Here is a 16,021-nt window from a genome sequence, read left to right as displayed (position 1 = left end):
GGGCAGAAAAGTGCGAAACAAGCGCCTCGCGCCAGGCAGCCCGTGTTTCGGCATCGCCCAGCGTGTTCAGCTGGAGCGTGACCTCGCCGGCGATACCAAGCTCCGCCAGCAGCATGTCCGCAAACGAAAGCAGCTCCACGTCCGCCATCGGTTCGGCGGCGCCGATGATCTCGGCATCCACCTGGTGGAACTGGCGGTATCGCCCCTTCTGTGGCCGCTCGTAGCGGAACAGCGGCCCGTGAGTCATCAGCTTCAAGGGCACATGCTGCTGCCAGCCTTCGGAGATGAAGGCGCGGCAGATGCCTGCCGTGAACTCGGGCCGGAGCGTGAGGGAATCCCCGCCCCGGTCCGCGAACGAATACATTTCCTTGGCAACCACATCGGTCGTCTCGCCAAGCGTGCGGGCGAAGACGCTGGTGAACTCGACCACCGGCACTTCCACCCGGCGAAAGCCAAAGCGGCGGCCAACATCGCGGAAGACGTCGACCACACGCTCGAAGCGGGCGGCGGTCTCGCCCAGCATGTCTTGCATGCCGCGCACGCGCTGGAGTTTCGGGGGCTTTGCCATGGGCAGGCGCGCCTAGCAGCCGGGCGCAAAACGGGGAAGAGTCAGGCCGGTGTCAGCAGCCGGAGACCAATGATGGCGCCAATCAGCACGGCCACCAGCACCATCTGGGCTGGCGACAGCGGTTCGCCAAAGAACAGGCGGCCGACGAGGATGGTGCCAGCAGCGCCAATCCCGACCCAGACGGCATAGGCAAGGCCGATCGGGATCGCCCGGGCCGCGCGCTCGAGGAAGAAGAAGCTCAAGCTTGCCGAGGCGAGGAAGCCAAGGGTGGGCCAGAGGTTGCGGAACCCGTCAGCAAAGCGAAGAAAGGTTGTGAAGGCAACTTCGAACAGGCCAGCGAGCAGCAGCAACGTCCAGGCCCACCCGCCTCCCACCCCGAAGCCACCGCCGAACCCGCCCATTGTGCCCCTTCCCATCGCCGCCTAGGGCCAGTCTTCCACCGAAGGAGAGGATGAGCCCATGCGCATCGACCAGGTGCCCGTCGGCAAGGCGCCGCCGACGGACGTCAATGTCATCATCGAATGCCCGCTTGGCGGCGAGCCCGTCAAATATGAATTCGACAAGGCCTCTGGTGCCCTGTTCGTCGACCGCATCGTCCACACTGCCATGCGCTACCCGACCAACTATGGCTTCATCCCCCACACGCTCGCTGAAGATGGCGACCCGATTGACGTGCTTGTCGCAGGCAGCACGCCGTTCGTGCCTGGCTGCATTGCGCGGGTGCGGCCGGTTGGCGTGCTCATGATGACCGACGACAAGGGCCCAGATGAAAAGGTGCTCGCAGTCCCCGTTGACACCCTCCACCCCTATTACACCGACGTCCGGGAATTCTCCGACCTGCCCGACATCCTATTGAAGCAGATCGAGCATTTCTTCACCCACTACAAGGATCTCGAACCGGGAAAGTGGGTCCGGTGCGAGGGCTGGCGCGGCCGCGCCAAGGCCGAGAAGCTGATCCTTGCCGCCATTGAGCGCGCCGCCAAGGCCGCAGCGGGCGAAATCGAAGTCACACGAAAGGAGCATCTCGGCGCGCCCGTCTAGTCTGGCATGGCCGCGCACTCTTGCAGCCCATGCCCCATTTCGCTCAGCGCGCCAAATCGGCTTCCGGCTCGGCGGCCTCGGCACCTGCGCCCTGTGGCACCAGCTCGACCACGCATTCGCCACTAGCAGGAAAGGCGATTGGCATCGCCACCTCCTCCCCCTGGCACAGGCACCGCCAGGGCCCGGCCCCGCCGCCCCTGATCCGCACTCGGAGGGCACTGTTGCCGCGCCGCACCAGCACCGAGGCTCCGGGCCAGTCGGCAGGAAGGACGGGCGCTGCCAAAAGCTTGCCCTCCACCAGCCGAAGGCCAAGGATGGCCTCCACCGCAAGTCGGAACGTCCAGCCGGCTGCCCCCGTATACCAGGTCCAGCCGCCGCGGCCTTCATGGGGCGGTGCGCCAGCAATGTCGGCCGCACAGACATAGGGCTCGGTCCGGTAGCGCGCTGCTGCAGAAGGGTCGCTGCTGCGGCAGATGGGATTGATGCGGTCGAAGACGGCCTTGGCGCCATCGCCATCGCCAAGTCGAGCAAGCGCAATCCCGAACCAGGCGGCAGCATGGGAATATTGGCCACCATTCTCGCGGATTCCCGGCGGGTAGGCAGCAATATAGCCGGGGTCGCGCCGGCCGGCGCCAAAAGGCGGTGCAAGCAAGCGCACGAGGTCGTCATCCTCAGGCGCGAGGCGGGAGCGTGCTTCGGCCATCGCCTGCCGGGCCCGTTCGGGATCGCCAGCGCCCGAAAGCACGGCCCAGGCCTGGGCGATGAGGTCGATCCGGCACGCCTCGCTCGCTGCGGAACCCCAGGGAATGCCAGAGTCGTCGATGGCACGAAGATACCAGGCACCGTCCCACCCAGCCGTCTCGAGCGCCCGGCGCAGCGCCTCGCGCCGCTCTGGCCAGGGGGCAGCGAGATCCTCCCGCCCGACCTTCGCGGCAATCTTGCAGAAGCCGTCGATGACGGCGATGAGAAACCAGCCCAGCCAGATGCTGGTCCCGCGCCCGGCCGCGCCCACCCGGTCCAGTCCGTCGTTCCAGTCCCCAGTGCCGATGAGCGGCAGGCCATCGGGGCCAAGCCGCCAGCCCGCCTCCAGAGCTCGGGCGAGGTGATCGATGAGAGGCGCGGGTTCCGCTTGCGCCCACTGGCCATAGCGTTCCCGCTCTCCCGGCGCCAGCGGAGCGCCGACAAGCCAGGGCACTGGCACATCGAGGATGGCAACATCGCCACTTGCCTCAACATAGAGAGAAGCCGCCCACGGCAGCCAGAGCAAGTCATCAGAACAGCGGGTGCGCACACCCTGGCCTGCGGGCGGGTGCCACCAATGGAGCACATCGCCGTCGGTGAACTGGCGGGCGGCAGCATCGAGGATATGGCGGCGCGCCAGCCCGGGGTCGTGCCAGATGAGCGCAATCACGTCTTGCAGCTGGTCACGAAAGCCGAAGGCGCCGCTGGCCTGGGAGGGCCCGGCGCGTGCGAACAGTCGGGCCGCAAGTGCCTGTGTCGGAAGCCAGCGGTTGACCATGAGGTCGAAGGCGGGATCAGGCGTCTCGACTTCGACTGCGGCCAGGAACCCGTTCCAGAACTGCTCGGCTGCCTCGAGTGCCGCAGCGCCAGCGCCAGGCGCGCGGAACCGGCGGGCGAGAGCGCGCGCCTCGTCTGCCGTCGTGCCAGCCCCAAGCAGGAACGTCACTTCTTCCACGCTCTCTGGCGCAATGTCGAGGTGCACCTGGTAGGCGCCGCCGCAATCCCCCCGGCAGGACAGGATGGAACCCAATCCCCATCGCAAAAGCGCATGGGGACGCATGCGATCGCCCATCGGCCCGAGGAAGGCCGAGCGAGAGACGCTAAGGCCATGGGGCGGGCGATCGCTCGTCAGAAAGGCCGTCATGTCCGAAAAGTCGCGCACCCGCCGATTGCGGGCGAGGATGGCGCCGCAGTCAGGATCCCAGGCGCTGCCGAGCCAGGCTTCCGTTTCCCCGGCAATGGGCCCGAGCAGCCATTCGGCAAAATAGGTCGCGGTGATGCGGCGCGGGACCGGCGTGCGGTTCGAAAGCCGCAGCCGCACAATCTTGACTGGGTGCTGCGGGTCAACCGCCACCCACATCTGTTGCAGGAGGCCATGGTCGGTGCGGGTGTAAGCGCTTCCTCCGGGCGCATGGCGCACGTCGCCGTTGCCGACGCCTGGCACGGGGGTCCAGATCGCCGCCGTCACTTCATCGCGCAGGTAAATCGCCTCGACAGGGGGGCAGAAGACCGGGTCGTTGCGCCAAGGCGTCAAGCGGAATTCGCCGCTGTTGACAGCCCAAGTAAAGCCAAGGCCGCGGTCGTCCACCAGGGTTCCAAAGCGCGGGTTGGAAAGCACGTTCGACCAGGGGACAGGAGGCGGCAACCCGTTGATCACATAGGCACCAGTTTCGGGCTCGAAGCCGCCATGGCCGTTTTCGAGCAGCAGGGGCGCAGGGGGCGGGCAGTGCAAGTCTGCCTCAGGTGCAGGTTCGCCCATCGGGTAGAAACGGGGAAGGTCGGGCAGCCGCGGCGGTGGCGGCAGCGCATCCAGAACCGATCCGCTGTCACAATCGAGCACCAGCAGGGCTGCGGCCATCACGGCTGCGACCATGGCTGGCATTTCGAGCGGCACCAGATGGACTCCGCCCCGATGGCCGAGCAAGTCGAGGGAACCGCTCTCGCGCAGCTGCTGGAGCAGTCGCTCCCTGACCGGTTCCGAATAGCCCTGGGCGCCGCCATAGAGAAGCACGAGGTCGATCGCCACTCCAAGTTCGGCTGCTCGGCGATGCAGGCGAAGGAGGGTTGCGCTGAGCATCGACACCTGGCCATCCGGGCAGCGCAGCGCAACCAGGGGATGGTCACCCGAGATGCCGGCTGCCCACAGATCCGCCTGGCCGGGGGTCGGGGCCAAGGCGCCGCCAGGCGGATCAGGCTGTGGCAATGGCTGGAGCAGCCGGGCAAGGAGCGCCTGCAGCGCTTCCGGATCGTTTGCCTTGAAATCGCGCCTCGACAATTCGGCCGCCGTGGCAGTCGCAGCAGCCGCCATCGCCCATTCAACGGCCGCCATCGTCTGGCAGCGGTCAAGGATCGCCTCGGCAGCAGCTTGCGTCGGGGCCACCGCCGTCAGGATGGCAAATTCCACCCGCCCATTGGCAGGAAGATGGAGTCTTGCTGCAAGTGCCGCCACGGGATCAAGGGTGAGGCCCGTCGTGCCCTGGAGCCCGGCTGCGGAAAGCGAACGCCCCAAGGGGTCCTCCGGGTCGGGCGAAGAGGCCGCAAAAAGCCGCGCCCGGTCGGTCTCGTGGCCAGCGAGTGCGAATCCGGGGTCATCGCACACGAACCGGGTCAGCATCACGGGGAAATGCTCTTCCCCTCGGCGCGGGCGACGGCGCGCAAGGAGGGCCTCTTGTTCAGGGAGCCAGCGAGTCTCAATGAACATCCGGCTGAAGGCCGGGTGCCGCTCATGGTCAGCAAGCCGGTTGAGGATGATCTCGCGCAAGAACAGCATATCAAGACTGCGCGGCGCCCCGGTCTCGTTGGTGAGCGCAATCCGCAGGCATTCGAGGTCCTGGTCGGCTGCCACTGCCGTCTCGAGACGAAAGGCAAGCCCGTGTGCGCGGTCGCGGTAGGTTGCCCCATGCGGCGCAAGAGTGACTGATAAGCTGTCGCGGCGCTCATCGAGCAGGTCTCCAAGGAGCGCGCCGGGGCGCCAGCGCATGCCGCTTTCGCCCTCCCAGAGCAGGATCGGCAAGGTCGCCTGCGCAGCCGTTCCGGCACCTGCTGGGCGCGCCACCAGGTCGCCCTCAAACCACAGGCTGATGCCACCGCGCCCAAAGTGCCGCTCAGCAAGCCGGCCATTGCCATGGACATGGAGGAGAGGCACGCCTTCCGCCGGTGTCCAGGCAGCAAAGGCGGGGACGGCAGGCGCCTTCTCCTCGCCAGGCGCTTGTGGCAGCCCGAGCGGCTCGGTGCCGATGTTCCACGGAGAGCGCTCGGCCAGCAGCAGGTCCATGACTGCCATCTGAGGATCGGACGAGAACAGCTGGACCAGCCAGTCCTCCGCCAGGCTGTTGGCAAGTGCGGCAAGCGCCATGCCCTGGTGGTGCGCCATATATTCGGCAACCGGCACGAAGCTGCGCCCCGCTGGCACGCGGGCGGGCGTAAAATCCACCGCCTCGATGAAGCCGAACCGCCGCAGCAAGCCAAGCTTTGCCAAGGCGCGCAGATTGGCAAGCGCTGCCCGCGGCGCCACGGGCAAGGCAAGCAGGGTGGCATAGGGGGCAACCACTCGGTCCTCGTCCAGTCCGCGCCGCAGCCCAAGCCGCGGGACGCCGAAGCCGCGGTAATGATAGTGGCCCGAGACCTCGCGAGCGGCAAAACCGGACTCCGAGATGCCCCAGGGCAGCCCCAGGCGCCGGCCATGGTCGATTTGGGCACCAACCGCAGCCTTTTCCGCCTCGGCAAGAAGCGTGCCAGCCGGTGCTGCCAGCAGCAGGCGCGGCATCAGATACTCAAACATGGAGCCCTGCCACGAGACCAGCATCAAGTTCCGGCCAGAGCGCACCACGGGGCGGCCAAGCTGCCACCAGTGGGCGACGGGAACATCCCCCTTGGCAATGGCGAAATAGCTTGCCAGCCGCGACTCAGAGGCGAGCAGGTCATAGCAGTTGCGGTCCAGCTCGCCCGCGGAGAGGTTGAAACCGATCCGGAACAGCCGGGTAGCAGGATCATAGAGAAAGCCGAAATCCATGGCGAATGCCTGCGCGCGAGCCCGCCGGGCAAGGTCAGAGAGGATGAGGTCGCGCGCAGCCTTTGCCTCTTCTGCTTCCTGCGCATGGGCCTCGGTGTCCTGCGCTAAGAGCTCGAGTTGGGCGCTCGCCTCTGCATACCAGACCTGGAGATCCGCAAGCAGCCCGGGCTCGAGATCCGTCCAGCCGGCGGCAGCCTCGGCAAGCAGGGTCCCGATGCCGGGAAAGATTTGAGCGCGCACGGCCTGGATGAAACCGCGCCAGCGCGGCTCATCTGCACGCACGTCGCGCACGGATTCAAGAAGGCCGGCAAGCCGCTCGGTTCCATCCGCAAGGCCAGGCAGAGGCGCGCGCGCTCGGCTCTGGCATTCAGCCAGCGTCGCCGCGAGGATGTCGAGCGTGTCGGCGAGACCGTCGAACCGGGCAGGTGTGACAAGCGGCGAACCGCGCAGGGCATCCAGCCCCTGGGCCAGAGTGACAAGGCTGACGGCCAGATTGCCGCTGTCGACTGTCGAGATATAGTGCGGCTCGAGCACGCGGAGCGTGCGCGTGTCGATCCAGTTGGGCAAGTGCCCGCGATGCCGCTGCACCTGGTCGAGGGAATCAAGTGCCAGCCGCGTTCGCTCAATGAGCGCCGGGATCGACAGGTAGCCCAGCCGAACGGCGGCAAGCGAGGCGAGGAACATCATCCCGATATTGGTCGGTGAAGTGCGGGAGACTTCTTCCTCAAGCCCGCTCTCATGGAAATTGTCAGGCGGCAGCCAATTATGCTCGGCGTGGACGAAAGTCTCGAAGAACAGCCAGGTCCGCCGCGCCACTTGCCGCAGGAAGCTCGCATCCTCCGCGGCCAGCGGGGGCTCCGTCCGCTGCCACCTGCGCGCCGTTGCAACGGCAACGGCTGGCGCCAGCATCCAGGGTAGCAGGAACAGGAGTGCTGCCGGCAGGGCCGCTGGCTGCACCAACACGACAAGCAGGCCAAGCCCTGCCGCCACGGCCACGCTTGGCACCATGGCCCGAACCTGCGCTCCCGCCCGGGCTGTGTCCCCGCGCACGATGTCGGCCGGCCGCCAGGTAAGGAGCAGGCGGCCGTTTCGCAGCCGCCAAAGGGTGCGCACTATGGCATCAAGAGCGACCAGAGCGTCGTGGAGGAGAAAGGCGAGGTTGAGCCCAAGATGCGCAAGGCCGGAGCCAAGCGGCCGGAACAGGCCATGCGGCTGCCCGGAGCGCAGGGCGCGCACCATTTCGGTCAGCAGGCTGGTCAGTATGGCAAGGCCGAGGGCGCCGACAACCAATAGGCTCCAGCCAAGCGGAGGCCCAGGAAGCCAGAGCCAGCCTGCGACAGCAAGCAGCACCAGCGCTGGGGTGACCAGGCTGCGGCGGAGATTGTCTATAAGCTTGAACCGGTCGATCCCCCCAAAGCGGCTTGGCACAAGGCGGCCGGCTGCGTCAGGAACCAGGCGGCCAAGCCAGGGCAGGAGCTGCCAGTCGCCGCGGATCCAGCGGTGCACTCTTGCGGATTGCTCGGCGTGGCTTGCCGGATGGCCTTCGAACAGGGTCACATCGCAGACGAGCGCGCAACGGGCGTGCAGGCCCTCGAAAAGGTCATGCGAAAGAATGCGCTCATCGGGCACCCGCCCTTCCATACTGCGGTGGAAGATGGCGATGTCATAGAGCCCCTTGCCAGCGTAAATGCCCTCGCCGAACAGGTCCTGGTAGACGTCGGAAACCGCCCGGGCATAGATGTCGATGGTGGTGTCGCCGGCTTGCAAGCGGGCATAGAGGGAGGCGTTGCTGCTTGCTGGCGCTGGATCAACGCGCGGCTGCAAAATGCCGTGGCCTGCGCGGACAGCGCCGGTCAGAGGGTCCGGCCAGGCGCGGTTGAGCGGGTGGGCGAGCGTGCCGACGAGGGCAGCGACAGTGCCAGGCGGGATTCGGGTGTCGGCATCAACGCACATGGCGTAGCGGCAGCGCTGGAGCCAGTCGGTCCGGCCGGCCCGCAAGGGAAAGGCCGCAAGCTCCCCAAAGAGCACCAGCCGGTTGAAATCCTCAAGCTTGCCACGCTTGCGCTCACGGCCAAGCCAGGCGCCTTGAGTCGCGCACCAGCTGCGGTGGCGATGGAGCAAGTGGAAGGGGCCCTCGCCCCCTTCGCTTCCATAGCGGTGGTTAAGCGCTTCAATGGCCTCAACCAGTGCGGCCTCGATGCCGGCGTCGCCTGGCATGGCTTTCGCGGGCGCATCGGGCAGATCCGACAAGAGCACAAAGGCAATCCGCGGGTCTCGGTTGGCCAGAAAATGGGCCTCGAGCTGGGCCGCATATCGGGCCGCAGCAGCGGCATCGCGCACGAGAACGGGCATGACAACGGCCGTCTCAAGCCCTTCGGGCAGGCCGTCGGCAAGATCGAGCCGGGGCAGCACGCGCGGCGGCACCACCATGGTGACGGCCCAGTTGACAAGGGCCATGGCCACCATCGAGGCCGGCAACAAGGCAAGGAGAAGGCCCCCTGGCCATTGCCATCCCTGGGCACCGCCAGTCGCCAAAAGAAGGGCAGGCGCGAGCAACGCAACGAGGGTCGCAAGTGCCAGCGAAAGAAGCCACAGCGGCCGCGCCCGGCAGGCAAGGACGCGACGCAGCCGCACCCATGGCGGCGGCATGGCGCCAATCGCTGCCTCAAACGCCGGCCGGCCGCTCCCCACCAGCCAGTGCCCGACATGGCGGCCAACGCCATCCGCCTCAGCGCTCGCCATGGCCACTGCAGCTGCCGCGAGCTCGGGCTCCTCCCGGCCAGACCAGTCCGCCAGCGCCTCAATCGCACCGCGGTAGCGGTCGCGGCTGGCAAAGGTCATGGCCGCATAGGTTCCATCCGGATCCTGAGCAAGGATCCGCTCAACCGGGCTCAGGGCATCGAACAGATCCTGCCAGGAAAGCCTTGCAGCTGTTGCCAGCGCCGCCAATGCCTGCGCCACCACTTCGGTCGGCTCGGCGAGCACCAGCGCCACCGGCCGGCCCGGAGAAGGCGGGAGGTCCGGAAGAAGCAGCCGCAAGGCGCTTGCAAGCTGGTCAAGACAGGCAAGCCGGAGCATGGTCGGCAAGGCCCAGATCTCGGCTGTGCGAAGCGGCGTCTGTCGCTGATACTGGTCGAGGAAGCGCGTGAGCAGCGGCGCGGAAAGCTGGAGGCCTGTTGCAGCAAGAAAGGCGTCCGCAAGCAGGAGCACGCGCGGGGCTGGTTGCGCACCGCTTGCGTCATCCCCGGCCCGGACGGGCAGCCGATCCCAGAAGGCGCGCGGCATGTCCGTCGGCAGCGCCGAGACGACCTTGCGGACGACATGGAAATTGTCAAGAAACCAGGCCGCAGCCGTTGCTGCCCCCGGGCCCGCGCGCCGCGCCGCCCCAGCAGCAGCAGCGAGGAAAGTGTCGGCGGCACGGCGCCGGGCCCAGCCCGGCAGCGGCACTCGGCCAAGCGGGCGGTCGGCACCAGCCAGAGCGGCCGCTTTCGCTGCCGCGGACTCAAGCGCGGGGCCGTGCGCAAGGGCTTCGTCTGCACTCACGCCGGCGGCCGCGTTGACCCTAGCTTTGCCCCTGCCGCCAGCCACGCTGGCCGCCGATGCGGCAAGACAGGTGGATGGCCATTGGCGTGCACGATGAGCAGCGGCAGGGTTCCGCGCCCCGCAAGATAGCCAGCCACGCTGCCAAGCGGCAGATCTGCAAGCCGGCTGCGGCTGTGGCCCCGCGCCGACATCACCACGAGGTCGACAGGTGCTCTTGCAAAATGGGCAAGGAGCGCCGGGCGGGGGTCGTCATCCCGGATAATCTCTGTCCGCACTGCAAGCCCCTCGGCATTCAGACGCTGCTGCGCCCGCTCCAGCACGCGCAGCGCAAGCGCTTCAGACCGTTCGGCAAGTTGCCGTCGCAGCGCAAGATCGCAGGCCTCCGGCGGAATCTGGCCATTGAAGCGCAACGGCTCGAGAACATGGACAAGTCTCACCTCCGCCTTCGCCGAGCGCGCGATTGCTGCTGCCATCGGCAGCGCGCTCTCGGCCCACTCGGATCCGTCGAGCGGCACCAGGATGGCCGGCTTGTGCCGCCCGGAAAATGGGGGCACCGGATCCGGCGGCAGCAGCATCAAGCTGGTCTCGGACAGCTCAAGAAGGCCACGCGCAGTCGACCCCAGCATTCCCGCAGTCGTCCCCGACCGGTGGCGGCACAAGAGGAGGACCCGGCTGCGCCGCTCCTTCGCCACACGGCTGATCTCGCGTACGGGAGCCCCCTCAAGCACAAGCGTCGCCGGGCGGGCGGGCAAGGGATCGCCAGGACAAGGCACAGCCGCCAGCGCATCGAGCGCTGCCTGCGCCTCGCGGCGGCGAAGTGCAGACAACAGCGGGTCGGGGGCACGCGCAGGCACCGGCCCGGTGCCAGAAAATCCGGTGTCGAGAACCTGCAGCAGCACAAGCGGTGCAGCAAGCGCCCGGGCCAGCATGGCCCCATGCTGCAACAGGACAACCCCATCACCTGCCTGGGCAATACAGGCAAGCACGGCATCATCGGGTGGATGCTGGTCGGCAAGGCCTGCGCGACCGGCAGCCATGCCTGGCGCTGCCGCAAGAGACCGCGGCTGCATTGCCGGCAGTTCTCTCACCTTCTGGCCCAGCGTCTCGCCGAGCTTCGGATCGGGGCCTGAAATCGGGAGCGCGCGAGAGGCCATGGCCACCGCGTCAGGCCGCCTGTGGCCGGGAGGTGCTGCCCACATCGCTACCGGCGTTGCCACCAGGGGCACGCCGCCCGCCTGCCGCCTCCGCGGCGGCGACGAGATGGGCAACCCGCACGAAGCTGTCCGGGTTCAAGGAGAGGGAGTCAATTCCAGCTTCCACCAGCATCTGGGCAAAAGCAGGATGATCAGAGGGCGCCTGCCCGCAGATCCCAACCGGAATACCCTTGCGATGCCCGCCTTCAATTGCGGTCATGATCATCCGCGCAACAGCCGGATCGCGTTCATCAAACAGGGCGGCAAGGGCCGCATTGTCGCGATCAACGCCAAGGACGAGCTGGGTCAAGTCATTGGAGCCAATCGAAAAGCCGTCGAACCGCGCTGCGAATTCCTCTGCCAGGACCACGTTCGCGGGAAGCTCGCACATGACCCACACCTGCAAGCCGGCACGACCGCGCTCAAGCCCGAATTCGGCCATGGTCGCAAGCACCCGGTCGGCTTCGTCAAGCGTGCGGCAGAAGGGCACCATCACCGCAACATTGGCAAGGCCGATGGTCTCGCGCACATGGCGGATGGCCCGGCATTCGAGCGCAAAGCCGTCCCGGTAGCGGGGGTCGCCATAGCGCGCGGCGCCCCGGAACCCGAGCATCGGGTTTGCTTCCTCCTCCTCAAATCCGGCACCCCCCAGCAGTCGCGCATATTCGCTGGTCTTGAAGTCGGAGAGGCGCACGATCGTCAGGTGCGGGTGGAAGACGCTCGCAATCCGGCCAATGCCTTCGCCCAGCCGAGAGACGAAATAGGCCTCGGCGTCAGGATAGCCGGCAACGAGATCGTCGATGGCCCGACGCACGCCAGGAGAAAGCCGCTCGGGATGCGCAATCGCCATCGGATGGACTCGCACCATGTTCGAGATGATGAACTCCATCCGGGCAAGGCCGACACCCTGGGCCGGCAGCCGCCACCAGCGAAACGCCGAAGCCGGGTCAGCAAGATTGAGAAGGATGCGCGTGCGGGTTTGCGGGATCGAGGTCAGGTCGATTTCCTCGGTGCGGTGGGCAAGCGCGCCGGCATAGACCCGGCCCGTTTCGCCTTCGGCACAGGAAAGCGTAATCGTGGCCCCATCGGGTATCCGAGCCGTGCCATCTCCAGTCCCGACCACGGCCGGAAGCCCAAGCTCGCGAGCAACAATGGCCGCATGGCTGGTTGTGCCGCCCCGGTCGGTCACCAGCGCGCGCGCCTTCTTCATGATCGGCACCCAGTCAGGATTGGTTTCCCGCGCAACAAGAATGCTGCCCGCGCGAAAGGTTGCAAGATCCTCCGGTCCATCCACCCGACAGGCAGGACCAACAGCGACGGCCGAGCCCACCGCTTGCCCTTCGGCAAGAATCGTGCCTCGCTCCTCGAGATGATGGACAAGGAAGGTTGGGCCGGCACCGGCATGCACGGTTTCAGGCCGCGCCTGGACGATATGGATCTGCCCCGTTTCCCCGTCCTTCGCCCACTCGATATCCATCGGCCGGCCGTAATGGGCCTCGATGCGGGCGCCAGCGCGGCCCAGCTCGAGGATTTCATCATCGCTCAGCACGAAGGCGGCCTGTTCCTCCGCCGTGGTGGGAACCAGGCGCGTGCGCCGGCTCCCGCCTTCGAGTACCATTTTGACAAGCTTGGTGCCGCGCTCCCGCGCAAGGATGGGGCGCAGGGCGGGGTCAGCGAGCAGCGGCTTGAAGACGAGGTAGCAGTCCGGGTCCACTTGGCCCTGCACCACGGGCTCCCCAAGCCCGAAGGCGGCGCTGATGGCGACCACGCGCGGAAAGCCCGTATCCGGATCGAGGGTGAACATGACGCCCGAGGCGCCGCTTTCCGCCCGCACCATCCGCTGCACGCCAACCGAAAGGGCCACGCTTTCATGCTGGAACCCCATGGCCTCGCGGTAGCTGATCGCCCGATCAGTATAGAGCGAGGCAAAGCAGCGCCGGACAGCATCGAGCACAGCCTCCTCGCCAACGACGTTCAGAAAGCTTTCCTGCTGGCCAGCAAAGCTCGCCCCCGGGAGATCTTCTGCGGTTGCACTGCTGCGCACGGCAACTGGCGGATCGCCACGCTCGCCCGGCTCCCTCAGCAAGCGATAGGCTGAGCGCACCGCCTCGGCGAGCGCCGGCTGCAGCGGTGCGCCAAGAATAAGGCTGCGCAGGCGCTCGCCAGTCTCATCCAGGTCCGCCTCGCCATCGCGCAAGCGCGCAAGCGCAGCGGCCATGGGCGCCTCCAGCGCATTGGCAGCAAGAAATTCGCGAAAAGCAGATGCCGTCGTTGCAAAACCTCTCGGAACCCGCACGCCCTCGCCTGCAAGCGCTGCCGTCATTTCGCCGAGCGAGGCATTCTTCCCTCCAACCTCCGGCACATCGGCAAGCCGGATCGACTCGAATGACCTGACGAAGGCGTCCTCCACTGCGCGCCGTCCCTCCCGCGATGACAGGGGTTTCGTAACTGATGCCTCGATGTCATGATCGTGTGACAAGGCAGTGACGAGAACATGGGTGCTGGCTGGTCGCGCTGCAAGCCTTGCCGCCAGCAGGCCGCAATGGACGGGTGGAACGGATGCAGGTGGCAGTCTTCAGCAGCCGATCCTATGACGAAACCTATCTTTGTGCCGCCAATGCCGGGCGCCACCAGTTGCGCTTTCTTGAAGCACGGCTGGAAGCTGAGACGGCGCGGCTTGCGGCCGGCGCCACGGCCGTCTCCGCCTTCGTGAACGACACGCTCGATGCCGAAGTGCTGGCAACGCTGGCCGGCCTTGGCGTCGGCCTCGTTGCGCTGCGCTGTGCCGGCTTCAACCAGGTCGACCTTGCAGCTGCGCGCGATCTTGGCATCCGCATCGGCCGGGTACCTGCCTACAGCCCGCACGCGGTTGCCGAGCATGCCGTCGGCCTGATGCTCGCCCTCAACCGCCACCTTTGCCGGGCCTGGAGCCGAGTGCGGGAGGGCAATTTCGTGCTTGATGGCCTCATCGGCTTCGACATGGCCGGAAAGACGGCCGGGATCGTCGGCACTGGCACCATCGGCCGGGTGGTGGCACGCATTCTCCTCGGCTTCGGCTGCCATGTCATTGCAACCGATCCAGCCCCCGATCCCGAACTTGAGGCCAAGGGCGTGCGCTACCTGCCATTCCTCGCGCTCGCTGAAGAGGCCGATATCCTGACCCTCCACTGCCCGCTCACGCCCGAGACACGCCATCTCGTCAATGCCGAAGCGCTGGCCCGCATGAAACGCGGCGTCATGCTCATCAACACCAGTCGCGGAGCTGTCGTTGACACGCGCGCGCTCATCGGAGCGCTCAAGTCGGGCCACCTCGGCAGCCTCGGCCTCGATGTCTATGAAGAGGAGTCCCATCTCTTCTTCCGCGATCTTTCCAGCCGTGCAATCGCCGATGACCTCTTCGCGCGCCTGCTCACTTTTCCCAATGTCCTCATCACCGGCCACCAGGGCTTCTTCACGGCCGAAGCACTCACCGCGATTGCCGAAACGACGATCGCCAATATCGACCAGTTCGCCGCAACCGGAGCACCGCTGCATGAAGTCTCGGTCGAGCGGCTGGCACCGCCGGCTGAAGCCACATCAACCCCTGCGCTCGGCCTCTAGCCGGGCGCAGTAAGGAGAGCCATCAGGCGCTGCGTTCGCATCTTCCCAACCCATGGGGCAGGCCGATGGCAGGTGACCGACTTCGGCCGGCGCAAGAGCTTCGGGCCCTTCGAGAAGAGGGCCACCACTGGCAGCACCTGGCGCGCAGACACGGCCGAGCCGCGATGGCGGCCGCAACCTCCCACAACCCCGCCTTCACTCCATCAGCATGAACCGGATGGCAGCGCTGAAGGTGAGCGTTGCATCCGGATAGCCTTCTGGCAGCCGGCCGAAATTGGGGACAGCGCGCGCGCCAGCCAGGATCGCCTCGTCAAGCGGCGCATGGCCAGTTCCCTCCACCATCTTGAGGTTGGTCAACCGCCCGCGCCGGTCGACCGTCAGCAGCATCACCGCGCGCCCCTCCATCTGGTTGCGCCGCGCCGAGTCCGGATAGGTGATACGTTCCGAAATGAGACCCATGGCCCGGTTGGCATAGGCTTTGAGCACGGCCCGGTCGATCGGCGGCGCTTCCGGTGGCGGCGCTGGCGGTGGCGGCGCTGGCGCCGCTGTCGCGGGGGCAGGACCTGGCGCCGATCAGGCTCGCCCTCGATCCGCAACCCCCCAGCGTCTACGCCCTGCCCGACCCCGCCGCCGAGGACCAGGGCGCCAACACCGGCGGGCTCAACCTCAACATTCGCATTAATTATCTGACTGACTATATGTACCGCGGCATGGACCGCAGCGCCTTCATCGGCGACGTCACCGGCAGCGGCTCCAGCGACCGCGCCAGCTTCCAGTTCGACGGTCGGCTGACTTTCGATCTGGGCAAGGCGCCCCATCCCTTCATCGGAGTCTTCGCCAACGTCCTGGACAACGATCCGGTTTCCAATTTCCAGGAAGTGCGACCGGTGTTCGGGGCCCAGTGGGCCATCCGCCCGTTCGTGCTGGCGGCCGGCCACAACCTCTATCAGTTTCCCGATCGGGGCGCGCTGAACACCGGCGAGGTCTGGGGCCGGATTACTCTCGATGACGCCGTCGTCCTGCGCCGCGAGCAACCGCTGCTTTCTCCCTACATCTACGGAGCGTACGACTACGATGAGTACAGAGGCTGGTACCTGGAGGCCGGAGTCTCGCACGACTGGGTGATCGAAAACAGCGGCATCACTCTCACGTTTCTGGCCAACACGGCGTATGTGATCGGCCAGGCGCACTTTGCCGGGCCGGAGGGGAAGGACACCGGTTTTCAGCACTACGAGCTGGGCGTCATCGCCCGCTACAGCCTGAATCTGCTGCTGAACATACCGCAGCGATATGGGCGGTGGAGTTTCAACGGCTATCTGATGT

The 16,021-nt window shown here is 66.8% G+C and carries 9 protein-coding genes; 3 read left to right on the top strand and 6 right to left on the bottom strand.

Annotation, left to right across the window (positions count from 1 at the left end):
• Together ACWIQA_RS03620 and ACWIQA_RS03615 are read right to left on the bottom strand one after the other, a co-directional pair.
• A partial coding sequence (locus ACWIQA_RS03620) for an ATP phosphoribosyltransferase regulatory subunit (protein WP_448581703.1) occupies positions 1 to 568 on the bottom strand: 568 nt, incomplete at its 3' end.
• Between the two features lie 41 nt (positions 569 to 609).
• Positions 610 to 984, bottom strand: coding sequence for a DMT family transporter (locus tag ACWIQA_RS03615; protein WP_448581702.1), 375 nt, complete (start codon positions 982 to 984; stop codon positions 610 to 612).
• Between the two features lie 43 nt (positions 985 to 1,027).
• Here ACWIQA_RS03615 and ppa point away from each other — a divergent pair, with 43 nt between their 5' ends.
• The gene (ppa, locus tag ACWIQA_RS03610) at positions 1,028 to 1,609 is read left to right on the top strand and encodes an inorganic diphosphatase (RefSeq protein ID WP_448581701.1); all 582 of its coding nucleotides are present in this window, start codon (positions 1,028 to 1,030) and stop codon (positions 1,607 to 1,609) included.
• Positions 1,610 to 1,652: 43 nt separating this feature from the next.
• Here the strand turns inward: ppa and ACWIQA_RS03605 are convergent, their stop codons facing one another.
• Genes ACWIQA_RS03605 through ppsA form a run of 3 tightly spaced genes read right to left on the bottom strand, consistent with a single transcriptional unit; the run spans position 1,653 to position 13,508 of the window.
• Positions 1,653 to 9,905, bottom strand: a complete 8,253-nt coding sequence (locus ACWIQA_RS03605; protein ID WP_448581700.1) for a GH36-type glycosyl hydrolase domain-containing protein — start codon at positions 9,903 to 9,905, stop codon at positions 1,653 to 1,655.
• Entirely contained in the window at positions 9,902 to 11,059 is a 1,158-nt protein-coding gene (locus tag ACWIQA_RS03600; RefSeq protein ID WP_448581699.1) for a universal stress protein, read from the bottom strand. Before ACWIQA_RS03600 ends, ACWIQA_RS03605 begins: the two co-directional genes overlap by 4 nt.
• Before the next feature lie 10 nt (positions 11,060 to 11,069).
• Complete coding sequence (gene ppsA / locus ACWIQA_RS03595) at positions 11,070 to 13,508, bottom strand: phosphoenolpyruvate synthase (protein WP_448581698.1); 2,439 nt, start codon at positions 13,506 to 13,508, stop codon at positions 11,070 to 11,072.
• 149 nt (positions 13,509 to 13,657) lie between these two features.
• Here ppsA and ACWIQA_RS03590 point away from each other — a divergent pair, with 149 nt between their 5' ends.
• Positions 13,658 to 14,698 carry a 2-hydroxyacid dehydrogenase gene (locus ACWIQA_RS03590; RefSeq protein WP_448581697.1) on the top strand — a complete coding sequence of 347 codons (1,041 nt, stop codon included), beginning with the start codon at positions 13,658 to 13,660 and terminating at the stop codon, positions 14,696 to 14,698.
• A gap of 195 nt (positions 14,699 to 14,893) precedes the next feature.
• On the opposite strand, the gene ACWIQA_RS03585 is transcribed toward ACWIQA_RS03590, so the two are convergent.
• Positions 14,894 to 15,184, bottom strand: a complete 291-nt coding sequence (locus ACWIQA_RS03585; RefSeq protein ID WP_448581696.1) for an energy transducer TonB — start codon at positions 15,182 to 15,184, stop codon at positions 14,894 to 14,896.
• A gap of 26 nt (positions 15,185 to 15,210) precedes the next feature.
• Between ACWIQA_RS03585 and ACWIQA_RS03580 the strand changes: the two genes are divergently transcribed.
• On the top strand, positions 15,211 to 16,021 hold an 811-nt coding region (locus tag ACWIQA_RS03580; RefSeq protein WP_448581695.1), incomplete at its 3' end, for a hypothetical protein.

This window comes from Thermaurantiacus sp. (assembly GCF_053487655.1).
This window is presented reverse-complemented; position numbering and strand designations above follow the sequence as displayed.

What these genes read in the sequence shown, in the direction of transcription:
- ACWIQA_RS03615 (WP_448581702.1), bottom strand. Translation starts at nt 984, where the DNA reads ATGGGAAGGGGCACAATGGGCGGGTTCGGCGGTGGCTTCGGGGTGGGA.
- ppa (WP_448581701.1), top strand. Translation starts at nt 1,028, where the DNA reads ATGCGCATCGACCAGGTGCCCGTCGGCAAGGCGCCGCCGACGGACGTC.
- ACWIQA_RS03600 (WP_448581699.1), bottom strand. Translation starts at nt 11,059, where the DNA reads ATGGCCTCTCGCGCGCTCCCGATTTCAGGCCCCGATCCGAAGCTCGGC.
- ACWIQA_RS03590 (WP_448581697.1), top strand. Translation starts at nt 13,658, where the DNA reads ATGCAGGTGGCAGTCTTCAGCAGCCGATCCTATGACGAAACCTATCTT.